Annotated in this window: 19 protein-coding genes; 15 read left to right on the forward strand and 4 right to left on the reverse strand. The window is 68.7% G+C overall.

Annotation, left to right across the window (positions count from 1 at the left end):
* Positions 1–19 precede the first annotated feature (19 nt).
* The gene (locus DBV35_RS05020) at positions 20–631 is read left to right on the forward strand and encodes a LysE family translocator (protein ID WP_108659114.1); all 612 of its coding nucleotides are present in this window, start codon (positions 20–22) and stop codon (positions 629–631) included.
* A gap of 26 nt (positions 632–657) precedes the next feature.
* Complete coding sequence (mmsB, locus tag DBV35_RS05025; RefSeq protein ID WP_108659115.1) at positions 658–1866, forward strand: multiple monosaccharide ABC transporter permease; 1209 nt, start codon at positions 658–660, stop codon at positions 1864–1866.
* Positions 1867–1917: 51 nt separating this feature from the next.
* On the opposite strand, the gene DBV35_RS05030 is transcribed toward mmsB, so the two are convergent.
* Positions 1918–2223, reverse strand: a complete 306-nt coding sequence (locus tag DBV35_RS05030) for a hypothetical protein (protein WP_108659116.1) — start codon at positions 2221–2223, stop codon at positions 1918–1920.
* A gap of 173 nt (positions 2224–2396) precedes the next feature.
* Here DBV35_RS05030 and DBV35_RS05035 point away from each other — a divergent pair, with 173 nt between their 5' ends.
* The 5 genes from DBV35_RS05035 (at position 2397) to DBV35_RS05055 (ending at position 6369) form a co-directional block, all read left to right on the forward strand.
* The gene (locus tag DBV35_RS05035) at positions 2397–2789 is read left to right on the forward strand and encodes a Fur family transcriptional regulator (protein WP_108659117.1); all 393 of its coding nucleotides are present in this window, start codon (positions 2397–2399) and stop codon (positions 2787–2789) included.
* A gap of 103 nt (positions 2790–2892) precedes the next feature.
* Positions 2893–3630, forward strand: a complete 738-nt coding sequence (gene aztA / locus DBV35_RS05040) for a zinc ABC transporter ATP-binding protein AztA (RefSeq protein WP_108659118.1) — start codon at positions 2893–2895, stop codon at positions 3628–3630.
* On the forward strand, positions 3631–4497 hold the full coding sequence (locus DBV35_RS05045; RefSeq protein ID WP_108659119.1) for a metal ABC transporter permease: 867 nt from the start codon (positions 3631–3633) through the stop codon (positions 4495–4497).
* Between the two features lie 93 nt (positions 4498–4590).
* Positions 4591–5622 (forward strand): nickel/cobalt transporter, encoded by a 1032-nt coding sequence (locus DBV35_RS05050; protein WP_108659120.1) that lies wholly within the window; start codon positions 4591–4593, stop codon positions 5620–5622.
* A gap of 84 nt (positions 5623–5706) precedes the next feature.
* Positions 5707–6369, forward strand: coding sequence for a hypothetical protein (locus DBV35_RS05055; RefSeq protein WP_157961585.1), 663 nt, complete (start codon positions 5707–5709; stop codon positions 6367–6369).
* Between the two features lie 24 nt (positions 6370–6393).
* Here DBV35_RS05055 and DBV35_RS05060 read toward each other — a convergent pair whose 3' ends face one another.
* Positions 6394–7176, reverse strand: coding sequence for a DUF2189 domain-containing protein (locus DBV35_RS05060; protein ID WP_108659122.1), 783 nt, complete (start codon positions 7174–7176; stop codon positions 6394–6396).
* Positions 7177–7422: 246 nt separating this feature from the next.
* Between DBV35_RS05060 and DBV35_RS05065 the strand changes: the two genes are divergently transcribed.
* Positions 7423–8112 carry a calcium-binding protein gene (locus DBV35_RS05065; RefSeq protein ID WP_157961586.1) on the forward strand — a complete coding sequence of 230 codons (690 nt, stop codon included), beginning with the start codon at positions 7423–7425 and terminating at the stop codon, positions 8110–8112.
* A 45-nt stretch (positions 8113–8157) separates the two neighbouring features.
* On the opposite strand, the gene DBV35_RS05070 is transcribed toward DBV35_RS05065, so the two are convergent.
* Complete coding sequence (locus DBV35_RS05070) at positions 8158–9168, reverse strand: isopenicillin N synthase family dioxygenase (protein WP_108659124.1); 1011 nt, start codon at positions 9166–9168, stop codon at positions 8158–8160.
* Positions 9169–9391: 223 nt separating this feature from the next.
* Between DBV35_RS05070 and DBV35_RS05075 the strand changes: the two genes are divergently transcribed.
* The 7 genes from DBV35_RS05075 to DBV35_RS05105 are packed head-to-tail and all read left to right on the forward strand — an operon-like array spanning position 9392 to position 16005.
* On the forward strand, positions 9392–10180 hold the full coding sequence (locus DBV35_RS05075; RefSeq protein WP_170134873.1) for a GntR family transcriptional regulator: 789 nt from the start codon (positions 9392–9394) through the stop codon (positions 10178–10180).
* A 51-nt stretch (positions 10181–10231) separates the two neighbouring features.
* Entirely contained in the window at positions 10232–11320 is a 1089-nt protein-coding gene (locus DBV35_RS05080) for an ABC transporter substrate-binding protein (RefSeq protein WP_205648471.1), read from the forward strand.
* Between the two features lie 57 nt (positions 11321–11377).
* Positions 11378–12259, forward strand: a complete 882-nt coding sequence (locus DBV35_RS05085; RefSeq protein ID WP_108659127.1) for a branched-chain amino acid ABC transporter permease — start codon at positions 11378–11380, stop codon at positions 12257–12259.
* Between the two features lie 9 nt (positions 12260–12268).
* The gene (locus DBV35_RS05090; RefSeq protein WP_108659128.1) at positions 12269–13144 is read left to right on the forward strand and encodes a branched-chain amino acid ABC transporter permease; all 876 of its coding nucleotides are present in this window, start codon (positions 12269–12271) and stop codon (positions 13142–13144) included.
* Positions 13128–13886: an ABC transporter ATP-binding protein gene (locus DBV35_RS05095; protein ID WP_108659129.1), complete on the forward strand. Its 759-nt coding sequence runs from the start codon at positions 13128–13130 to the stop codon at positions 13884–13886. Before DBV35_RS05090 ends, DBV35_RS05095 begins: the two co-directional genes overlap by 17 nt.
* The gene (locus tag DBV35_RS05100) at positions 13883–14626 is read left to right on the forward strand and encodes an ABC transporter ATP-binding protein (protein WP_108659130.1); all 744 of its coding nucleotides are present in this window, start codon (positions 13883–13885) and stop codon (positions 14624–14626) included. Before DBV35_RS05095 ends, DBV35_RS05100 begins: the two co-directional genes overlap by 4 nt.
* Before the next feature lie 2 nt (positions 14627–14628).
* The gene (locus DBV35_RS05105; RefSeq protein ID WP_108659131.1) at positions 14629–16005 is read left to right on the forward strand and encodes an amidohydrolase family protein; all 1377 of its coding nucleotides are present in this window, start codon (positions 14629–14631) and stop codon (positions 16003–16005) included.
* A gap of 42 nt (positions 16006–16047) precedes the next feature.
* Here the strand turns inward: DBV35_RS05105 and DBV35_RS05110 are convergent, their stop codons facing one another.
* Entirely contained in the window at positions 16048–17691 is a 1644-nt protein-coding gene (locus DBV35_RS05110) for a CYTH and CHAD domain-containing protein (protein WP_170134874.1), read from the reverse strand.
* Positions 17692–17718 lie beyond the last annotated feature (27 nt).

A 17718-nucleotide genomic window follows, 5' to 3' on the forward strand; every position in this document is an offset into this window, starting at 1 on the left:
TATCCGGAGAACAGACGCGATGAGTGTGGAATTCCTTCTGACGTCCCTGGTCGTCTGCCTCGTGCCGGGGATCGGCGTGATCTACACGCTCGCCGTGGCGCTCGGGCGCGGCTTCGTGCCGGCGGTGGCTGCCGCGTTCGGCTGCACCCTCGCGATCGTCCCCCACGTCGTCGCGAGCAGCATCGGCCTCGCCGCGCTCCTCCACACCTCGGCGCTCGCCTTCCAGACGCTGAAATATCTCGGCGTCCTCTACCTCCTCTTCATGGCCTGGCGCACGCTGCGCGAGACCGGCGCGCTCGCCGTCTCGGAAGACCGCAGCGCGAAGAGCCTCCTCAAGACGGTGACGGACGGCATCCTCCTCAACGTCCTCAACCCCAAGCTCTCGCTCTTCTTCCTCGCCTTCCTGCCGCAGTTCGTGCCCGCCGGAGTCGCCTCTCCGGCCTCCGCGATGGCGACGCTCGGCCTCGCCTTCATGGCGATGACCTTCGCGGTGTTCGTCACCTACGGCGCAGCGGCCTCGCTCGCGCGCTCCTACGTCCTGTCGCGCCCGGCGGTGGTCACCTGGCTGCGGCGCGGCTTCGCGGCGGCGTTCGGCTTCATCGGCCTGCGCCTCGCCTTCTCCAACTCCTGACCCAGAGACCAGCGATCGGAGCGCCCATGTCGCAAGAGGTGATCAGCGGAGCCGGGGACGAGGTCGCGGGACGGCGCGGCGCCTCCTTCGGCTTCATCCGAAACCATCTGCGCGAATACGGGATCCTCATCGCGCTGATCGTGATCATGGCCTTCTTCCAGATCGCGACGGACGGGATCCTCCTGAAGCCGGTCAACCTGACCAACCTCGTCCTGCAGAATTCCTACATCATCATCATGGCGCTCGGGATGCTGCTCGTCATCGTCTCGGGCCATATCGACCTGTCGGTCGGCTCGGTGCTCGGCTTCATCGGGGCGCTGGCGGCGGTGATGATCGTGGAGCTCGGCATCCATCCGCTCATCACCTCGATCGTGTGCCTGATCGTCGGGGCGATGATCGGGGCCGCGCAGGGCTACTGGATCGCCTACTTCAAGATCCCGTCCTTCATCGTCACCCTCGCCGGGCTCCTCGTCTTCAAGGGGGCGACGCTGTGGCTCCTCGCGGGCCAGTCGATCGGTCCGTTCCCGGCCGGCTTCCGGCTCCTGTCCACCGGCTTCCTGCCCGACCTCTTCGACGCCTCGCGCTTCAACACCGTCTCCTTCATGATCGGTGCGGCGATCGCGATCCTGCTCTTCGCGCTCGGAATGCGCACGCGCCTTGCCCATCGCGGCCATCACGAGGACGAGCCGTTCGCCTTCTTCCTCGCGCGGCAGATCCTCGTCTCGGCCGCGATCCTCTATCTCTCGTGGTTGATGGCGAATTTCCGCGGGCTGCCGAACGTCCTCATCATCATGGCGTTCCTCATCGCGCTCTATTCGTTCATCACCACGAAGACGACGGTCGGGCGGCGCATCTACGCGATCGGCGGCAACGAGAAGGCGGCGAAGCTCTCCGGCATCAACACCGAGCGCCTCACCTTCCTCACCTTCGCCAACATGGGGATGCTCGCCGCGCTCGCGGGGCTCGTCTTCGTCGCCCGCCTCAACGTCGCGACGCCGAAGGGCGGCCAGGGCTTCGAGCTCGACGTGATCGCGGCCGTCTTCATCGGCGGTGCGTCGATGTCGGGCGGGGTGGGGACGATCGTGGGGGCCGTCGTCGGCGCCTTCATCATGGGCGTCCTCAACAACGGCATGTCGATCCTCGGCATCGGGATCGACTATCAGCAGATGATCAAGGGGCTGGTGCTGCTCGCCGCGGTCATCTTCGACGTCCTCAACAAGCGCAGCGCCGGATAGGCCGGACGGCCGATCCCCCGCCGCATGGTTGACGGCGGGGGAGGGGAGGGCTCAGCGGGCGGACCGCGTCTTCATCGTGCGCGGCGCGGTGTGGGACGGGAAGGACGAGGACTGCTGCTGCTGGCGCTTGTACTGGCGCTTCTGCTTCAGGCAGCCGTTGCCGAAGGTGCCCCACCAGGCGGGGTTGTTCTTGCCGCAGCGCCAGGAGAGGCCGGCTTCCACGGTGCCGTCATTGGCGCTGGCGGAGAGGGCGGCGGTCGGCCCGAAGGCGGCGGCGTTGGCCGGCAGGACGGCGAAGGTCGGCGCGGCGACGAGCGTGGCGAGGAGCGCGACGGCGAGGGTCTTGGTGCGGGTCATGGTCGTTTCCTTTCGGGGTTTGGGTTTCAGCGATGACCGCTGGTGGCCATCTGTTGAACCAACGGGCCCGCGGCGCCCTTATTCCCGCCCCCCCCGATAAAAAGCCGCCGAAAAAGCGATTGTCATTGCGGACCGTATAATATACGCAAGGCCGCTTGGAACGATGGGGCCCCATGGTCGCGACACTCAACACCACGCAGATGACGGCGCTCGACGCGCTGCGGCGCGCCGCCCGCCCGCTGACCGCCTACGAGGTGCTCGACGTGCTGCGGACGAGCCACGTGAGCGCGGCCCCGCCGACGGCCTATCGCGCGCTGTCGAAGCTGATCGAGCTCGGCCTCGCCCACCGGCTGGAATCGATGAACGCCTATGTCGCCTGCTGCGCCGAGCATGGTGGCCACGACCCCGCCTTCTCCATCTGCCGCGATTGCGGGATGGTGGTGGAGCTCACCGATCCCGGCATCGAGGCGGGGATCAGCGCGGCCGCCCGCCGCGGCGGCTTCGCGCCGACCAAGTCCGTGATCGAGGTGCACGGCCGGTGCGCCGACTGCCAGGGACACGCCTGATGCGCTGGTTCTCCGCACCGCTTCTCGCAAGCGTCGGCCAGCGCCTCGCCTTCGCGGCCGTCGCCTCGGCCGCGCTCTGGCTCCTCTTCGCGTGGGCCGTGCGATGAGCGCCGCCCTCACGTTCGAGAACGTGACGCTCGGCTATGACCGTCACCCCGCCGTCCACCACATCGACACGGACGTGCCGGCCGGCTCGCTGACGGCGATCGTCGGCCCGAACGGGGCGGGGAAGTCGACGCTCCTGAAGGGCATCGTCGGCGAATTGCGCCCGATCACCGGCCGCATCATCGCCCCCAACCCGCGCGAAGCGATCGCGTACCTGCCGCAGAGCGCGGAGGTCGACCGCTCCTTTCCGCTGAACGTCAAGAATGTCGTCGCGATGGGGCTCTGGCGCGAGATCGGCGCGTTCGGCGGCGTCACCCGCGCGCACGAGGCCCGCATCGCGGCGGCGCTCCACACCGTCGGGCTCGACGGGTTCGGCAAGCGCGCGATCGGTGCCCTCTCCGGCGGCCAGATGCAGCGCGTGCTCTTCGCGCGCCTCCTCCTGCAGGACGCCCCGCTCATCCTCCTCGACGAGCCGTTCGCCGCCGTCGACCGCCGCACGATCACCGACCTCCTCGCCATCATCCGGCGCTGGCAGGAGGAGGGGCGCACGGTGCTCGCCGTCCTCCACGACATCGACGAGGTCCGCCGCGTCTTCCCCCGCACGATGCTCATCGCGCGCGAGCTGATCGCGCACGGCGACACCGAGGAAGTGATGACGGCCGAAAACCTCTTCCGCGCCCGCGCGGTCGGCGAGGCGTTCGACGATCACGCCCAGCTCTGCCGCCGGGCGGCCTGAATGGAGCATATCGTTCAGCCGTTCATCGAGTTCGCCTTCATGCGCCGCGCGCTCGTCGGCTGCATCGCGATCGCGCTCGGCTCCACGCCCGTCGGCGTCTTCCTGATGCTGCGCCGGATGAGCCTCACCGGCGATGCGATGGCGCACGCGATCCTGCCGGGCGCGGCGGTGGGCTTCCTCTTCGCCGGCCTCTCCCTCCCGGCGATGACGGTGGGCGGCCTCGTCGCCGGCATGGCCGTGGCGCTCGCGGCCGGCTTCGTCACCCGCTCGACGGTGTTGAAGGAGGATGCGAGCCTTGCCGCCTTCTACCTGATCTCGCTCGCCGTCGGCGTCGCGATCGTGTCGACCCACGGCAGCAATGTCGACCTGATGCATGTCCTCTTCGGCACCGTGCTCGCGCTGAACGACGACGCGCTGATCCTCCTATGCGCCATCTCCACGATCACCCTCTTCACCCTCGCGGTGCTCTTCCGGCCGCTGGTGATGGAGTGCCTCGACCCGGCTTTCCTCGGGGCGGTGAGCCGGATGTCGCCGGTCGCGCACTTCGCCTTCCTGGCGCTCGCCGTCCTCAACCTCGTCGCCGGCTTCCACGCGCTCGGCACGCTGATGGCGGTGGGCATGATGGTGCTGCCGGCCGCGAGCGCGCGCTTCTGGACGCGCGGCATCGGCCCGATGATGGCGGTGGCGTGCCTCTTCGCGATGGCGTCGAGCGTGGCGGGGCTGCTTCTCTCCTATCATTTCGGCCTGCCGTCGGGCCCGGCGATCGTCCTCTCGCTCGGCGGCGTCTATGCGGTCTCCGTCCTCGCGGGGCCGGTCGGGAGCCTCTCCTCCCGCTACTGGCCGCGGACGCGGCATCTCGAAGCATGAGCGACGCGCCTCCCGTGCGTCGCTGAGGACAGGCGGGCGCGGCGGGGTCTCGCCGCGTTGACAATCGAAATCGCGCGCGGCAGGGCAGAGAGTATGGTTTCAGTCCCCACGGTCGGATCCCGCACGGTCAGGGTCGAACGGCGTCGCATCGGAAGCCTCGTCGCGGGGATCCTGATGGCGGTCGCCGGGTTCGCGGTGCTTGCCGCGGTGCTCTCCTCCGGCCTCGGCCTTGTCGACATGGCGCGATGGGCGGCGACGCAGCAGCGCGCCTTTCACACGATGGTGAGCTCGCTCCTCAGCCACAATTCGGGCCCCTCGCTCGCATCGGCCGGGCTGATCGGCGCCTGCCTCGCCTACGGCTTCCTGCACGCGGCGATCCCCGGCCACGGCAAGTTCCTGATCGCGGGGGCGGGCGTGTCGAGCCGCATCAGCACGGTGCGCCTCGTGCTCCTCTCGCTCGCGGCGAGCATGATGCAGGCGGTGACGGCGGTCGTCCTCGTCTATGGCAGCTTCGCCTTGCTCGACATCACCGCCGGCTGGGCGATGGCGGTGACGGACAATCTCCTCGTCCCGATCAGCTATCTCGCGGTGCTCGCGATCGGCTTCATCCTGATCCGCCGCGCGGTGAAGGGGCTCCAGGCGGCGTGGGACCATCATGCGCCGCGCTTCGGCCTCGCCGCGCCGGCCGCCGCCGCCACGCACGACCACCACCACCATCATCACGATCACGACGACCACGTCCACGACGAGACGTGCGGCTGCGGTCACCGCCACGCGCCGTCGGTGGAGGAGGTGGACGCGATCCGCAACTGGCGCGACGCGGCGATGCTGATCATCGGCATCGGGCTGCGCCCCTGCACGGGCGCGGTGTTCGTGCTCGTCGCGGCGTGGCGGATGAACCTCATCGGGGTCGGCATCGCGTCGGCCTTCGCGATGGCGCTCGGCACGGGGGCGTTCATCAGCATCGTCGCGCTGTCGGCGGCGACGGCACGGGGCGCGACGCTCTTCGCGGCGGGCGTGCGCCATGTGGGGATCGCGGTGCCCCTCCTTCAGCTCGTCGCGGGTCTCGCGATCACGCTGATCTCCGTCGCCTTCCTGATCGCCAGCATCTGGCCGAATATCTGAAAATTCCGCCCCGGATGCCGTGAACACAGGCCGGCGCCAGCTTGCTTCTGTGTGGTTGGTCGCGATCAACCACGGAGCAGCACGATGGCGACAGCCCTACGGACCGACCCCTCCTTGTGGGAGGCGGTGAAGGCCGAGTTCATGCGGTCCGGCGACGGTGGCGCGCCGAACGAATGGTCCCGCCGCAAGGCCGCGCTCGCGGCGCGCGAATACAAGCGCCGCGGCGGCCAGTACGGCGCGACCCCGATGGCGGCCGCCGCACCGGCGCCTGCCGAGGCCGCCCCGCCCTGCGCGATCGCCGCGCCGAAAAAGGCCGCGAAGCGCGCCGCGGCGCCGAAGAAGGCCGCGTCGAAAAAGGCGGCCGCAAAGCCGGCCGCGGCGGCCAAGGCCGCGACGCCGGCCAAAGCCGCCAAAACCGCCAAGCCCGCGAAGCCGAAGGCCGCCAAGGCCAAGGCGGAAAAGCCCGCATCGCCCGCGCCGAAGGCCCCGACGCCCGCGCCGAGCACGACGGCGGTGGAGCCGCGCAAGGCCGATCTCGTCGCGGTCGCGAAGCAGCTCGGCCTCGGCGGGGTCGGCGCAAAGTCGAAGCCGGCGCTCGCCGGTGCCATCTCGGCGCATCTGCGCAAGGCCGGCCCATCGGTGCGCAAGGCCGACATCGACGCCGTCGCCAAGGTCTACGGCATCGGCGGGCGCGGGCGGATGACGAAGGGCGCGCTCCTCAAGGCGGTGATGGCGGCGGCGGTCTGAGCCACCGCCGCCACCCGGCCGCCCCTACGGGACGAGGCGGCGATAAAGGTGCCACGACGCGTGCCCGAGCACCGGGAGCGCGACGAGGAGGCCGAGGAAGGCCGGGATGCACGCGATGGCGAGGATCACCGCCACCGTCGCGCCCCAGGCGAGCATCGTGCCCGGATGGTGGAAGAAGGTGCGCGCCGACAGGCCGATCGCGGCGCGCGCGCCGATCCGCCGGTCGAACACCGCCGGAAGCGACATGCTGCCGACGATGAGGGCGAGGAGGGCATAGATGAAGCCGACCGCGCACCCGATCACAAGGAGCGCCCAGCCTTCCGGCCGGTTGAGCACCCAGTCGAAGAGGGTCGCGATGTCGGTCGGCGCATCCTCGCCGAGCGTTGCCCGGTAGATGAGCAGCGCCGAGCCGAGCCACGCGGCATAGATCGCCGCGAGGACGAGGCCGATGCGGAAGGTCGGCCCGAGGGGGCCGCCCGTGAGGGCCCCCATCGCGCGGACCCCGTCGAGTTCGCTCCCGTCGCCGCGCTCGCGCTGGGCGCTGAGGGCGTAGAGCCCCACCGCCGTGAGCGGGCCGATGATGGCGAAACCCGTCGTCATCGGGAAGAGGAGCGGCAGGAGATCCTGGTGGAAGGCGAAGCGCAGGAGGACGAGGCCGATCACCGGATAGACGATGATCAGGAACAGTCCGGTCGATGGGCGGGCGACATAGTCGCGCCACCCGTCTTTCAGGCTTTCGCCGATAAGATCCAGGCCGAGATGGAGGTCCACCTCGTCGTCGAAGTGATGTGTCGCTGAGCGTGCCATGGGTCTGCAGCCTCTCGTGCTGTCACCGTCAGGCGGGCACCGATTGTATCACCGTCAACCAGACATGGCGAGGGGCGCGGCCTGCCACCCGTCAATCCGCCCGGCTTCCCGCGACATCTCGTCTTGACTTCGTTCGCTCGCCGTCCTTTGATTTGGTTAATATTGCAGTAATGCAATCGCCAATCGGGCGTTGTAGTGGAGGAAGGTACGGCCATGGTCTCGATGAAGGTCATCAAGCCTCTGGATATGCTTATCGACAACTTGGTCGGCGAGATTCAGAGCGCAACGTCGCGTCAGGTCGTCACCGAGATCGAGGATTTCCAGTTCGAGTATCGCGGCGTCTATCGCGGCCGCTTCACCGTCGAGAACGAGGATGACGTCGAGGGCGTCATCAAGAAGATCCAATTCCTCGACGGGAACAAGAAGGCGATCGTCATCAACGGCGTGAACGCGGACGCCGCCGACGTCCTCAACGCCAAGGACACGTGGCTCGCCTTCAGCGAGATCCTGTCCGGCAATGACAAGATCAACGGCTCGAACGGCAACGACGCGCTCGCCGGCTTCTTCGGCAACGACGCGATCAACGGCCTCGCGGGCAGCGACTTCCTCGCGGGCGATGTCGGCAACGACACGCTGAAGGGCGGCCCGGGCGACGATTTCCTCGTCGGCGAGGAGGGGCGCGACCTCCTCTTCGGCAGCCAGGGGGCCGACTGGTTCGTGATGGATTCGCGCTCCGCCTTCGACATCGTGAAGGATTTCCGACCCGGCGACGCGGTGGTGATCGACACCAGCCGCGGCAGCGACTTCTTCCGCGCGACCTATGACGACGTGCGCGTCGGCGGCAACGCGAAGGTCACGAACGTCTTCGTGGACGGCGACCTCGTCGCCAAGGTCTTCGGCGCACCGGTCGACCTGTCCGACATCATCCTCCTCTGAGGACAAGGCGGGGCCTGCGGGGGGACGCTCCGCAGGCCGTGCCGCTCAACCCGCCGGGCGGGCGCGGTAGGCATAGTTGGCGTCGATCCGCTCCATCAGATAGTCGCCATAGAGGACCGGCTCGTAGCGCGGCGCGTCGCCGGGCTTCAGGCACGATTCCAGGCACTCGATCGTCTCGGCCATGTCCGGGTCGAAGAAGAAGGGGATCGAGTAGCGGTCGACATTGGCCGTGTTGCGCACGCCATGCGGGGTCGACTGCCAGCGCCCGTTGGTCCAGCGGGCGAGGATGTCGCCGACATTGACCACGAACGTGCCGCGCACCGGGCGCGCCTTGATCCAGCCGCCGCCCTTCTTGCGCACCTGGAGGCCGCCCACCTCGTCCTGCAACAGGATGGTGATGAAGCCGTAATCGGTGTGAGGGGCCGAGCCGAACTCGTCCTCCGCCGCGTCCGGGTTCGGTGGATAGTGGAGGAGGCGCAGGAAGGTCGTCGGCTCTTTGAAGTGGTCGTCGAGGCTCTCGGGCGCCATGTCGAGCGCGCGGGCGATGAGGCGGGTGAAGCGCCGCGCCAGCGTGTCGACGGCGACGAGATAGGCGCTCACCGCGTCGCGGAATTCCGGCATGTCGGCCGGCCACTGGTTGGGGCCCTGGAGCGGCGCGCCGAAGCGCGGGCTCGTCTCGGCCACCTCGTGCATGAACATCAGCGACTCGCTGTTGTTCGGCTTCGTCGCCTTGGCGACGGAGGAGGTGACGATCAGCGAGGTCTTCGGCGCCATGTAGCCGCGATGCCATTCGTTGATGGCGATCGCCTGCTTCTTCTCCATCGGCTGGGCGTGGAAGGCGGCGTTCGCGGCGAAGATCCGGTCCATCAATTCGACCGGCACGCCGGTGTTCGCGATGTAGCAGAAGCCGACATTGGAGAAGGCGTCGTCGAGGGCCTTGGCGATGGCGTCGGCGCCGGCCTCGTCGAACGCGAAATTCTGCAAATCGATGACGGGGAGCGCGTCCACGTCCTGCGCCACGAAGCGGTTTGTGTCTGCTGCTGAAGTGTCAGCCATTCGTGCCTCTTTGGTTGGCTTCGGTTGCGGAAAGATGCCTGTCAATCTTTAGGCATTCTGCCGATTTTCGCGGCTTTTCCGCAGCTTGACAGCCCGTCGAGTTCGTCGATTATATACAAAATTGAACGACTTCAACGCCCGTTGTCCAGAGGGTTCAGAGCATCAAAATGCGCGCACTCGCCAGCCTCGGCCGCCATCGCGGCCGTCCCAGTCTGACGATCACGTGACGGGGCGTTCCGGGCGCGCTGCATCGGCCGGCCTTCCCGACATTCTGGCCTCCGAGCTCGTGAAGGCGCTCGAGACGGAGATCACCGAGCTGCGCCTGCCGCCCGGCACCAAGCTCGTGGCCGACGATATCTGCGCCCGCTTCGGGGTGAGCCGCTCGCCGGTGCGCGAGGCGCTCCAGGTCCTCGCCGCCGAGGGGCTCGCCGACTATCGCCCCCGCCGCGGCATGGTCGTCGCCCCCTTCAGCCTCGCGCGGCTCGACGAGATCTACGCCTGCCGCGGGCCGATGGAGGCGCTATCAGCCGCCGGCGTCGCCGAGAACGCGACGCCGCTCCTCGTCAAGCAGCTCGACAAGCTCGTCAGCGACATGGCGAAGGCGCTCCATCGCGGCCGCAACAGCGACGCCTTCGCCGCGAACGTGAAGCTGACGGATCTTCTTCACGCCAATTGCGGCAACGAAACATTGAAGCGCATGCTCCAGATGCTCGACAAGCAGGCGCTGCGTTACCGCTACTATTGCTATCAGAAAGACCGTGAGATCGTCACCGCGGGCATCGAGGCGAACCGTGCCCTCGTCGAAGCGATCCGCCAGAACGACGCGGCGACGGCGAGCCGGATCACCGAGAAGCTCATCAAAGAAAGCTGGAAGATCATTCGCGCCGCGCTCCTGGAGGACGAGGCGATCGCCTCCGATGCGCAGGGCCGGGAGGAGGGACCACCCCAGAAGGCCCGCGGCAGGACCGGCGAGGCCAACCGCAAGCCGCGCACGGCCGCGACGCCGCGCTGAACACCCATCGACATTGACGAGAAGGGAAGACGGATGAACTGGACAAAACGAGTGGCTGCCGGGGCGCTCGCCCTCGCAATGACGACGGGTGGCATCGCCCACGCGCAGGACCCGATCTCCATCGGCGTGATCGCGAACCTCACCGGCACGGACGTGTCGACGAGCCAGTCGCTGGTGCGCGGCATCGAGATCGCCGCCGAGGAGATCAACGCAGCCGGCGGCATCAACGGTGCGCCGATCTCGCTGATCGTCGAGGATTCCCAGTACAAAACGCAGGAAGCCCTCAACGCCGCCCGCAAGCTCTATGACGTCGACAATGTGGACGTCGCGCTGATGTTTGGCGGGTCGAGCCTGATGCTCGCCGTCGCGCCGATCGTGCAGGAGAAGGGGAAAATCCTCATCAACACCTCATCCTCCTCGCCCCAGCTCGGCAATTTCGCCGGCACGCTCTTCTCGATCCTTCCGCTCGACGACATCGTCGGCAAGTCGCTCGGCGACTATCTGATCGCCCAGGGCGTGAAGTCCGCCGCCTTCGTCGTGCCGAACAACACCTTCGGCACCGGCCTCATGGAATCCATCTCCGCGGCCTTCGCGGCCGGCGGCGGCGAGGTGGTCGCGAAGATCGCCTACACCGAGGGCCAGCCCGACTATCGCGCCGACCTCCAGCAGCTCCTGCGCACGAAGCCGGAAGCCATCGTCACCGCCGGCTATGGCGACGACTCGCGCACCGTCTTCAAGAACGCCAAGGCGCTCGGCCTCGACCAGACCTGGTACGCCGCCTATCCGACCATCCTCTCCATGGATGACCCGGAGTGGATGAGCGGCCGCTTCAAGGGCATCGACAATGGCGGCACCTCGGGCCCGGTCGCCGAGAAGGTCGGCGAAGCCTACAAGGCGAAGTTCGGCGAGGGCCAGGGCGAGCTCCTGCCGCACGTCTTCTACGGCTATGACGGCCTGATGGTCGTCGCCGAGGCGATGAAGAAAGGCGGCGCGCTCGCCGAGACGCTGCCGACCGTCGTCGAGGGCTATGAGGGCGCGACCGGCGCGATCGTCTGGGACGAGAAGGGCCAGCGCATCGATGCGCCGATGGACATCGTCAGCTTCGAGAACGGCACGTTCTCGGTCGTCGACCACCAGTAGAGACAGCGCGCCGGCGCCCGTGCGGGGGCCGGCGCACACCCACGAGACGCGTTTCTTTTGCTTCAGCTCCTCATCAATGCCGCGATCTATGCGGCGGAGATCGCGGTGATCGCGACGGGTCTCGCGCTCACCTTCTCGATCCTGCGCTTCGCCAACTTCGCGCACGTCCAGTTCGCCATCGTCGGCGGCTACTTCTCCTACGCCTTCGCCGCGATGGGACTGTGGCTGCCGTTCGCGATCCTCCTCAGCGCGATCGTGGTGGGCTTCGGCGCGATCGGCATCCACCGGCTCGTCTTCCGCCCGCTCGCCGACCTCGCCCCCGAGGGCAAGATGATCGTCTCGTGGGGCGTCGCGCTCGTCCTGCGCTCCACGATCGCGGCCGTGTTCGGCGGGGCCTCGCTCTTCTTCGAGGTGCAGCCGCAATATTACGTCGTCGGCGACGCCATCATCTCCTCGCTCGACATCGCGGTCATCGTCACCGCCATCGTCGCGATGATCGTGCTCCACATCGTCCTCTTCCGCACGACGCTCGGCACCGCGCTGCGCGCCCTCGCCGACAATCGCGACCTTGCCGAGACGCGGGGCATGAAGTCGGAGCGGCTCGTCGCCGTGATGTGGTTCATCGCGGGCGCGTTCGCCGCGCTCGGCGGCACGCTCTTCGCGCTCCAGGCGCGGCTCCAGCCGGACATGGACCTCCTCATCCTCCTGCCGGTCTTCGCGAGCGTCACCCTCTTCGGGCTCGGCTCGATCTACGGGGCGGTCGCGGGCGCGGTGATCCTCTCCTTCGCCCAGAATATCGCGATCGGCGTCGACCTCGGCGGCCTCTTCGGCGATGTCTCCTGGTTCCTGCCGACCCAGTTCCGCGACGCGATCGCGGTCGGCGCGATGATGCTCGTCCTGGTGCTGCGTCCGCGCGCCGGCATCAGTGGCGCGCGGTAGGGGCGGGGAATGGTCGACTTCCTCATCTTCGCCGCGACCACCGTCGCCATCTGGTCCGTCGTCGCGATCAGCCTCAACCTGCAATTCGGCCTCACCGGGCTCGTGAATTTCGGCCAGATCCTGCCCTTCGCGCTCGGCGCGTTCGGCGTCGCGATCGCGAAGGTGCACGGCCTCACCATCGCGGGCGGCATCGGCCTCGGGATCGGGCTTTCGATCCTCGCCGCGGTCGTGGTGCTGGTGCCGGTGCGGCGCCTCGCGCAGGATTATTGGGCGCTCGTCACGCTCGGCGCGGCCGAGATCGTGCGCCTCGCCTTCGTCAATTTCGCCGGCCTCGCGGGCGGGGTCGACGGGGCGGGGGTGGACCGCGTGACGCCCGCCACGACGGCGCTCGGCCTCTCGCTCCTCCTCCTCGCCGTCGCGGTCCTCCTCGCGATGCGGATCGACCGATCGCCGCTCGGCCGCTTCCTGCGCGTCATCCGGGAGGACGAGGTGCTCGCCGCGAGCCTCGGCCGCCGCCCGTTCCGCTACCAGCTCCTCGTCACCATCATCTCATGGGCGATGGCGGGCGCGGCGGGCGTGCTCTACGCGCACTTCGTCGGCTATGTGTCGCCCGATTCCTTCAAGGTGTCGGAGACCTTCATGATCTGGACGGCGGTCATCGTCGGCGGGCCGGGCTCGATCCTCGGCGCGATCGTCGGGATGAGCTTCGTCCAGCTCCTCTCCGTCGCGACGCGCTTCGCCGCGCAATGGAGCGGGCTGCCCTACGATCTCGTCGCGAATTTGCGTCTTCTCGTGTTCGGCCTTCTCCTGGTGCTCGCATTCCTCTTCCGTCGCCAGGGGCTGATCCCCGAGCGCAAGGTGGTGACCCGTGCTCACGATCAGTGACATCTCGGTCTCCTTCTCGGGCGTGAAGGCGCTCGACGGCGTGTCGTTCGAGGCGCCGTCGGGCCGGATCCTCGGCCTCATCGGGCCGAACGGGTCCGGCAAGTCGACGCTCCTCAACGTCGTCGCGGGCGTCATCGCGCCGAACCGGGGCCGCGTCCTCCTCGACGGGGCGGCTCTGCCGGCCGGCAAGCCCGACGCTGTCGCCGCGATGGGCGTCGCGCGCACCTTCCAGGTGCCGCGCCTCGCACGTCGCCTCACGGTCATCCAGAACGTCATCACCGGGGTCCGGTCGCAGCCGGGCGAAAATCTCGCGACGCTGCTCTTTGCGCCGGCGAAGGCGCGCGCGGCGGAGCGCGAGATCACCGCCCGCGCCTTCGCGATGCTCGACCGGCTCGGCCTCACCCATCTCGCCAACCACGCCGCCGGCGGCCTCTCGGGCGGCCAGCAGAAGCTCCTTTCGATCGCGATGGCGATCATGGCCGATGCGCGCACGATCCTGCTCGACGAGCCGGCGGCGGGGGTGAACCCCGTCCTCATCGAGCAGCAGGTCGGACTGCTGAAATCGCTCGCCGCGGAGGGGCGCACGCTGATCCTCATCGAGCACAACATGGAAATGGTGGCCGATCTCTGCGACCAGGTGGTCGTCCTCGATTCCGGGCAGATCATCGCCGAGGGGACGCCCGCCGAGATCCGCGGCGACGCGCGCGTGATGCGCTCCTATCTGGGGCAAGCGCCGGCATGAGCGAGACCGTCCTCTCCCTTTCCGGCCTCAGCGCCGGGTACGGCCCGCTGACGATCCTCAACGGCGTCTCCCTCGCGCTCCGGCGCGGGGAGGTGCTCCTGATCCTCGGCGCGAACGGGTCCGGCAAGTCGACGGTCCTCAAGACCATCATGGGCCTCACCCGCACCACCGCCGGTTCGATCCATCTCGGCCAGGCCGACATGACGCGCTGGCCCTCCCACCGGCGCGCAGAGGCCGGGATCGGCTATGTGCCGCAGGTCGCGAACGTCTTCCCGTCGCTGACGGTGCGGGAGAATCTCAAGATGGGCGCGTATCTGTGCGCCGATCAGCTCGAGGCGCGGCTGCCGCCCCTCTTCCAGCTCTTCCCGCGCCTCAAGAGCCGGCTGCGGGCGAAGGCGGGGGCGCTCTCGGGCGGCGAGCGGCGGATGCTGTCGATCGCGCTGACGATGGTCGCCGCGCCAAAACTCCTCCTCCTCGACGAGCCGTCGAGCGACCTCGCCCCGGCCCTCGTCAGCGAGGTGTTCGCCGCCATCCGCGAGATCCACGACAGCCACGACATTCCCGTCCTCCTCGTCGAGCAGAACATCGCCCAGGGCCTCTCCATCGCCGACCGCGTGGTGGTGATGGCCGGCGGGCGCGTGGTCGCCGAAATGGCGACCGACGAGGTACACGACGACCACCTCCATGCCCTCTTCCTCGAGGGCACCCACCGACGAGCCGAAGAGCCAACCAGGACCTGACGATGCGCACCTTTATCGAAGGCGGATATCTGATCCCCATGAGCGGCGATGGCAGCGCCATCATCGAAGACGGTGCCGTTCTGATCGACAATGACCGGATCGCGGCCGTCGGCGCCGCGGCCGACCTCGCCCGCGAGAAGGAGACGGCCGACACGGTCGTCAGCGCCCGAGGCCGGGCGATCCTGCCGGGCTTCGTCAACACCCACACCCACCTTGCGGGCGCGCTGACGAAGGCGCTGACCGAGGACGTGCCGACCTTCGGCGGCCCGTTCCGCATCGCGCTCGGGATGCACGAGAACGTCATCAAGTTCGACGAGGTGTATCTGCCCGGCATCGTCCACGGCATCGAGATGCTGAAGACGGGCACGACCACCATCAACGAATGCTGGTGGCATCAGCCCCAGTCGGCGCGGATCGTGGAGACGGTGGGCCTGCGCGGCATCGTCGCGGCGGAGATCCGCGAGGTCGATTCTTCCAAGATCGGCTTCGGCCGGTTCGAGCGGGAGTGGGACCGCAAGCTCTTCGAAGAGGGCATCGACGAGGCGATGGAGCTCTTCGAGAACTGGAACGGGCGCGGCGGCGGCCGCATCACTATCCGCGTCGCCCCGGACGGGCCTGACCGGCTGAAGCCGGAGAGCATGGGCGAGCTCGGCGCGCTCGCGAAGAAGCACGGCGTCGGCCTCCACACACACCTGTGCGCGGTGCCGGGCGAGGCCGAGTTCATGGTCAAGCTGTGGGGCAAGAAGTCAATCCCGCTCCTCAAGGAGCTGGACATGCTGAGCCCCGACTTCATCGGCGCCCACTGCGTCTACATGGACGACGAGGACATCGAGATCATGGTGGAGACGGGGGCCGCGATGTCCCACACCGCCTTCCTCGTCGGCAAGCGCGGCTACTACCCGCCGATGGAGAAGATCTATAACGCGGGCATGAAGGTCGGGCTCGGCTCCGACTGGCTGTCGAACGACATGTTCAACGTGATGCGCTCGGCGATCGTGATCGCGCGCGTGCTCTACGGGAACACGATGATCCGCGACGCGCGGGACGTCCTGCGCATGGCGACGATCGACGCCGCCGCGGCGCTGAACCTCGCGCACGAGATCGGCTCGCTGGAGGTCGGCAAGAAGGCGGACATTCAGCTGATCGACCTCACCACGGCGTGGGTCAATCCGTTGCGCAGCCAGAACCTCATCCCGAACCTCGTCTACAACTGCTCCGGGCGGGACGTGACGGACGTGTTCGTGGACGGCGAGCACATCGTGAAGGACCAGGTCTTCACCCGCCTCGACGAGAAGGAGGCGATCGCAGAGGCGCAGATCGTCGCCGAGGGTGTCTGGTCGCGCGCGAAACACCTCTTCGAGGCCGAAGGCCTGAGCTGAGGAGAGACCTGGAGGCGCGGCGGGGCCGCGCCTCCAGCCCGATCAGTGCTTCCAGAGCCGCCCGGCGTCCTTGAAGGCGCGCCAGGCCTCCACGAGGTCGCCTTCCGAGGAGACCATGCGGTGCGCCTGGAAGCCGAGGATCGCGCCGACGGGCTTGGCGAAGGCCTCCGCCCCGTGGCGTGCCTCCAGCGCCGCGACGAGCGTGTCGGTGGTGCGCACGTCGTTGAGGTGACCGAGCTGGTCCTGGAAGCGGCTGAGGAACTTGCCATAGGCCGTGACGCGCCGACCCGACCCGAAGAGGGGGAGGAAGAAGTCGGCCATGTAGCGCAGGCTCTTCATGGCGAGGCGCACGCGGTGGCGGTGCTCGGCGTCGAGCCCGGCGAAACCCCGCCCGCGCTTCAGCACCTTCTTGTGCAGCTTGCCGAGGACGATATCGGCGAAATCGCGCGCGCGGCCCGAGAGCTGGGCGAGCCCCTCCGCGTCGACCGCCGAACGCCAGCCGCGCTCCTCGATCCAGAGCGCGAGTTCCAGCTGGAAGCGGCCGGAGCGCGGGTCGCCGAGCGCGGCGCGCACACCCTCATAGGCGGCCGCGCGCTCGGCCTCTGCCGCCGCGCGCAGGGGCGCGAAATCGACACCCGATGCGACGGCAGCCTCCACCATCGGCAGTGTCTCGGAGAGGAAGACGTCCCAGTTGCGCGCGTCGTCGAGGCTGCTCGCGAGCCACTTCGCCTCCTGGCGCAGCCGCTCCAGCTCGTAGGAGCGGGTGTGGGCGGCGAGCATCTTCAGGAGCGCGCGCAGCCGCCGCAGCGAGACGCGCACCTGGTGGACGCCCTCCGGGTGCCGCCCGTCCTCCGCAGCCGCCTTGTTGTCGAGGAGGTGGGCGAGGGCGGCGCGCGTGATGGCGTTGATCGCCTCGTCGAGCGTGATCGAGGAGGAAAGGCCCAGCTTGCCGGCCTTCGCGTAGGAAGGCGGCACGTCGCGCATCAGGTCGACCCCGCGCGCCGACTTGCTGCGCGGGCTCGGGTCGAGGCGGCCGTGGTCGCACAGGGCGAGCGCGAGGCGGTAGAGGGCGGCGGGCTCCCCGTCCTTCAGCTCCAGCTCGATCTCATCGATCGGGACGGTGCGCCCGCCTGCCGCGATGGTCCCCTCGTCGGCGGCGAGCTCCACCGTCGCGTCAGGCAGGTCGAGCATCATCGTGTGGCGTCGCACGGCGGTCGTGTAGAGCGGGGCGAGGGGGCCGGATGCGGCGGCGTCCGTCACCGCCTCGGGCAGCTCCGCAAGGCGCGCGAGGTCCGGAACCATGCCGTCGACCGCGACCTCCCACTCGCGCCGGGCGAGGGCGTTGCCGTCGACCGGCCCGCTCGACTTCACCGTCATGTGGCAGCTGCGCCCGCGCCGGCGCACCCGCAGCGTATAGCCGGCCTCCTCCAGCGCGTTGTCGGGCGTGTCGAAATAGGTCGCCTCCATCCGCCGCACGACGCCCTTGTTGCGGGCCGCCGCGCGGATCGCGGGCGCGTCGAGGAAGGATTTCACGCGGCCCCGATCGGCCAGGAGCTTCAGCTCGACCTCGATCGGCGCGTCCGCGACGGGCTCCGGAGCGGCCGGAGGCTCGTCGGCGGCGGTGTCCGGCGCGGGGGCCGGGGCCGCCTCGGTCGTGTCGGTGGGGTCGGCGCGATCGTCAACCACGCGGGGGATTCCTTGCTTGGCCGCGCC

The sequence above is a fragment of the Acuticoccus kandeliae genome (assembly GCF_003073115.1).

Coding starts and splice junctions, on each gene's coding strand:
- DBV35_RS05045 (WP_108659119.1), top strand. CDS start 3,631: ATGGAGCATATCGTTCAGCCGTTCATCGAGTTCGCCTTCATGCGCCGC.
- aztA (WP_108659118.1), top strand. CDS start 2,893: ATGAGCGCCGCCCTCACGTTCGAGAACGTGACGCTCGGCTATGACCGT.
- DBV35_RS05090 (WP_108659128.1), top strand. CDS start 12,269: ATGGTCGACTTCCTCATCTTCGCCGCGACCACCGTCGCCATCTGGTCC.
- DBV35_RS05070 (WP_108659124.1), bottom strand. CDS start 9,168: ATGGCTGACACTTCAGCAGCAGACACAAACCGCTTCGTGGCGCAGGAC.
- DBV35_RS05100 (WP_108659130.1), top strand. CDS start 13,883: ATGAGCGAGACCGTCCTCTCCCTTTCCGGCCTCAGCGCCGGGTACGGC.
- DBV35_RS05060 (WP_108659122.1), bottom strand. CDS start 7,176: ATGGCACGCTCAGCGACACATCACTTCGACGACGAGGTGGACCTCCAT.
- DBV35_RS05020 (WP_108659114.1), top strand. CDS start 20: ATGAGTGTGGAATTCCTTCTGACGTCCCTGGTCGTCTGCCTCGTGCCG.
- DBV35_RS05050 (WP_108659120.1), top strand. CDS start 4,591: ATGGTTTCAGTCCCCACGGTCGGATCCCGCACGGTCAGGGTCGAACGG.
- DBV35_RS05105 (WP_108659131.1), top strand. CDS start 14,629: ATGCGCACCTTTATCGAAGGCGGATATCTGATCCCCATGAGCGGCGAT.
- mmsB (WP_108659115.1), top strand. CDS start 658: ATGTCGCAAGAGGTGATCAGCGGAGCCGGGGACGAGGTCGCGGGACGG.
- DBV35_RS05055 (WP_157961585.1), top strand. CDS start 5,707: ATGGCGACAGCCCTACGGACCGACCCCTCCTTGTGGGAGGCGGTGAAG.
- DBV35_RS05065 (WP_157961586.1), top strand. CDS start 7,423: ATGCTTATCGACAACTTGGTCGGCGAGATTCAGAGCGCAACGTCGCGT.
- DBV35_RS05030 (WP_108659116.1), bottom strand. CDS start 2,223: ATGACCCGCACCAAGACCCTCGCCGTCGCGCTCCTCGCCACGCTCGTC.
- DBV35_RS05035 (WP_108659117.1), top strand. CDS start 2,397: ATGGTCGCGACACTCAACACCACGCAGATGACGGCGCTCGACGCGCTG.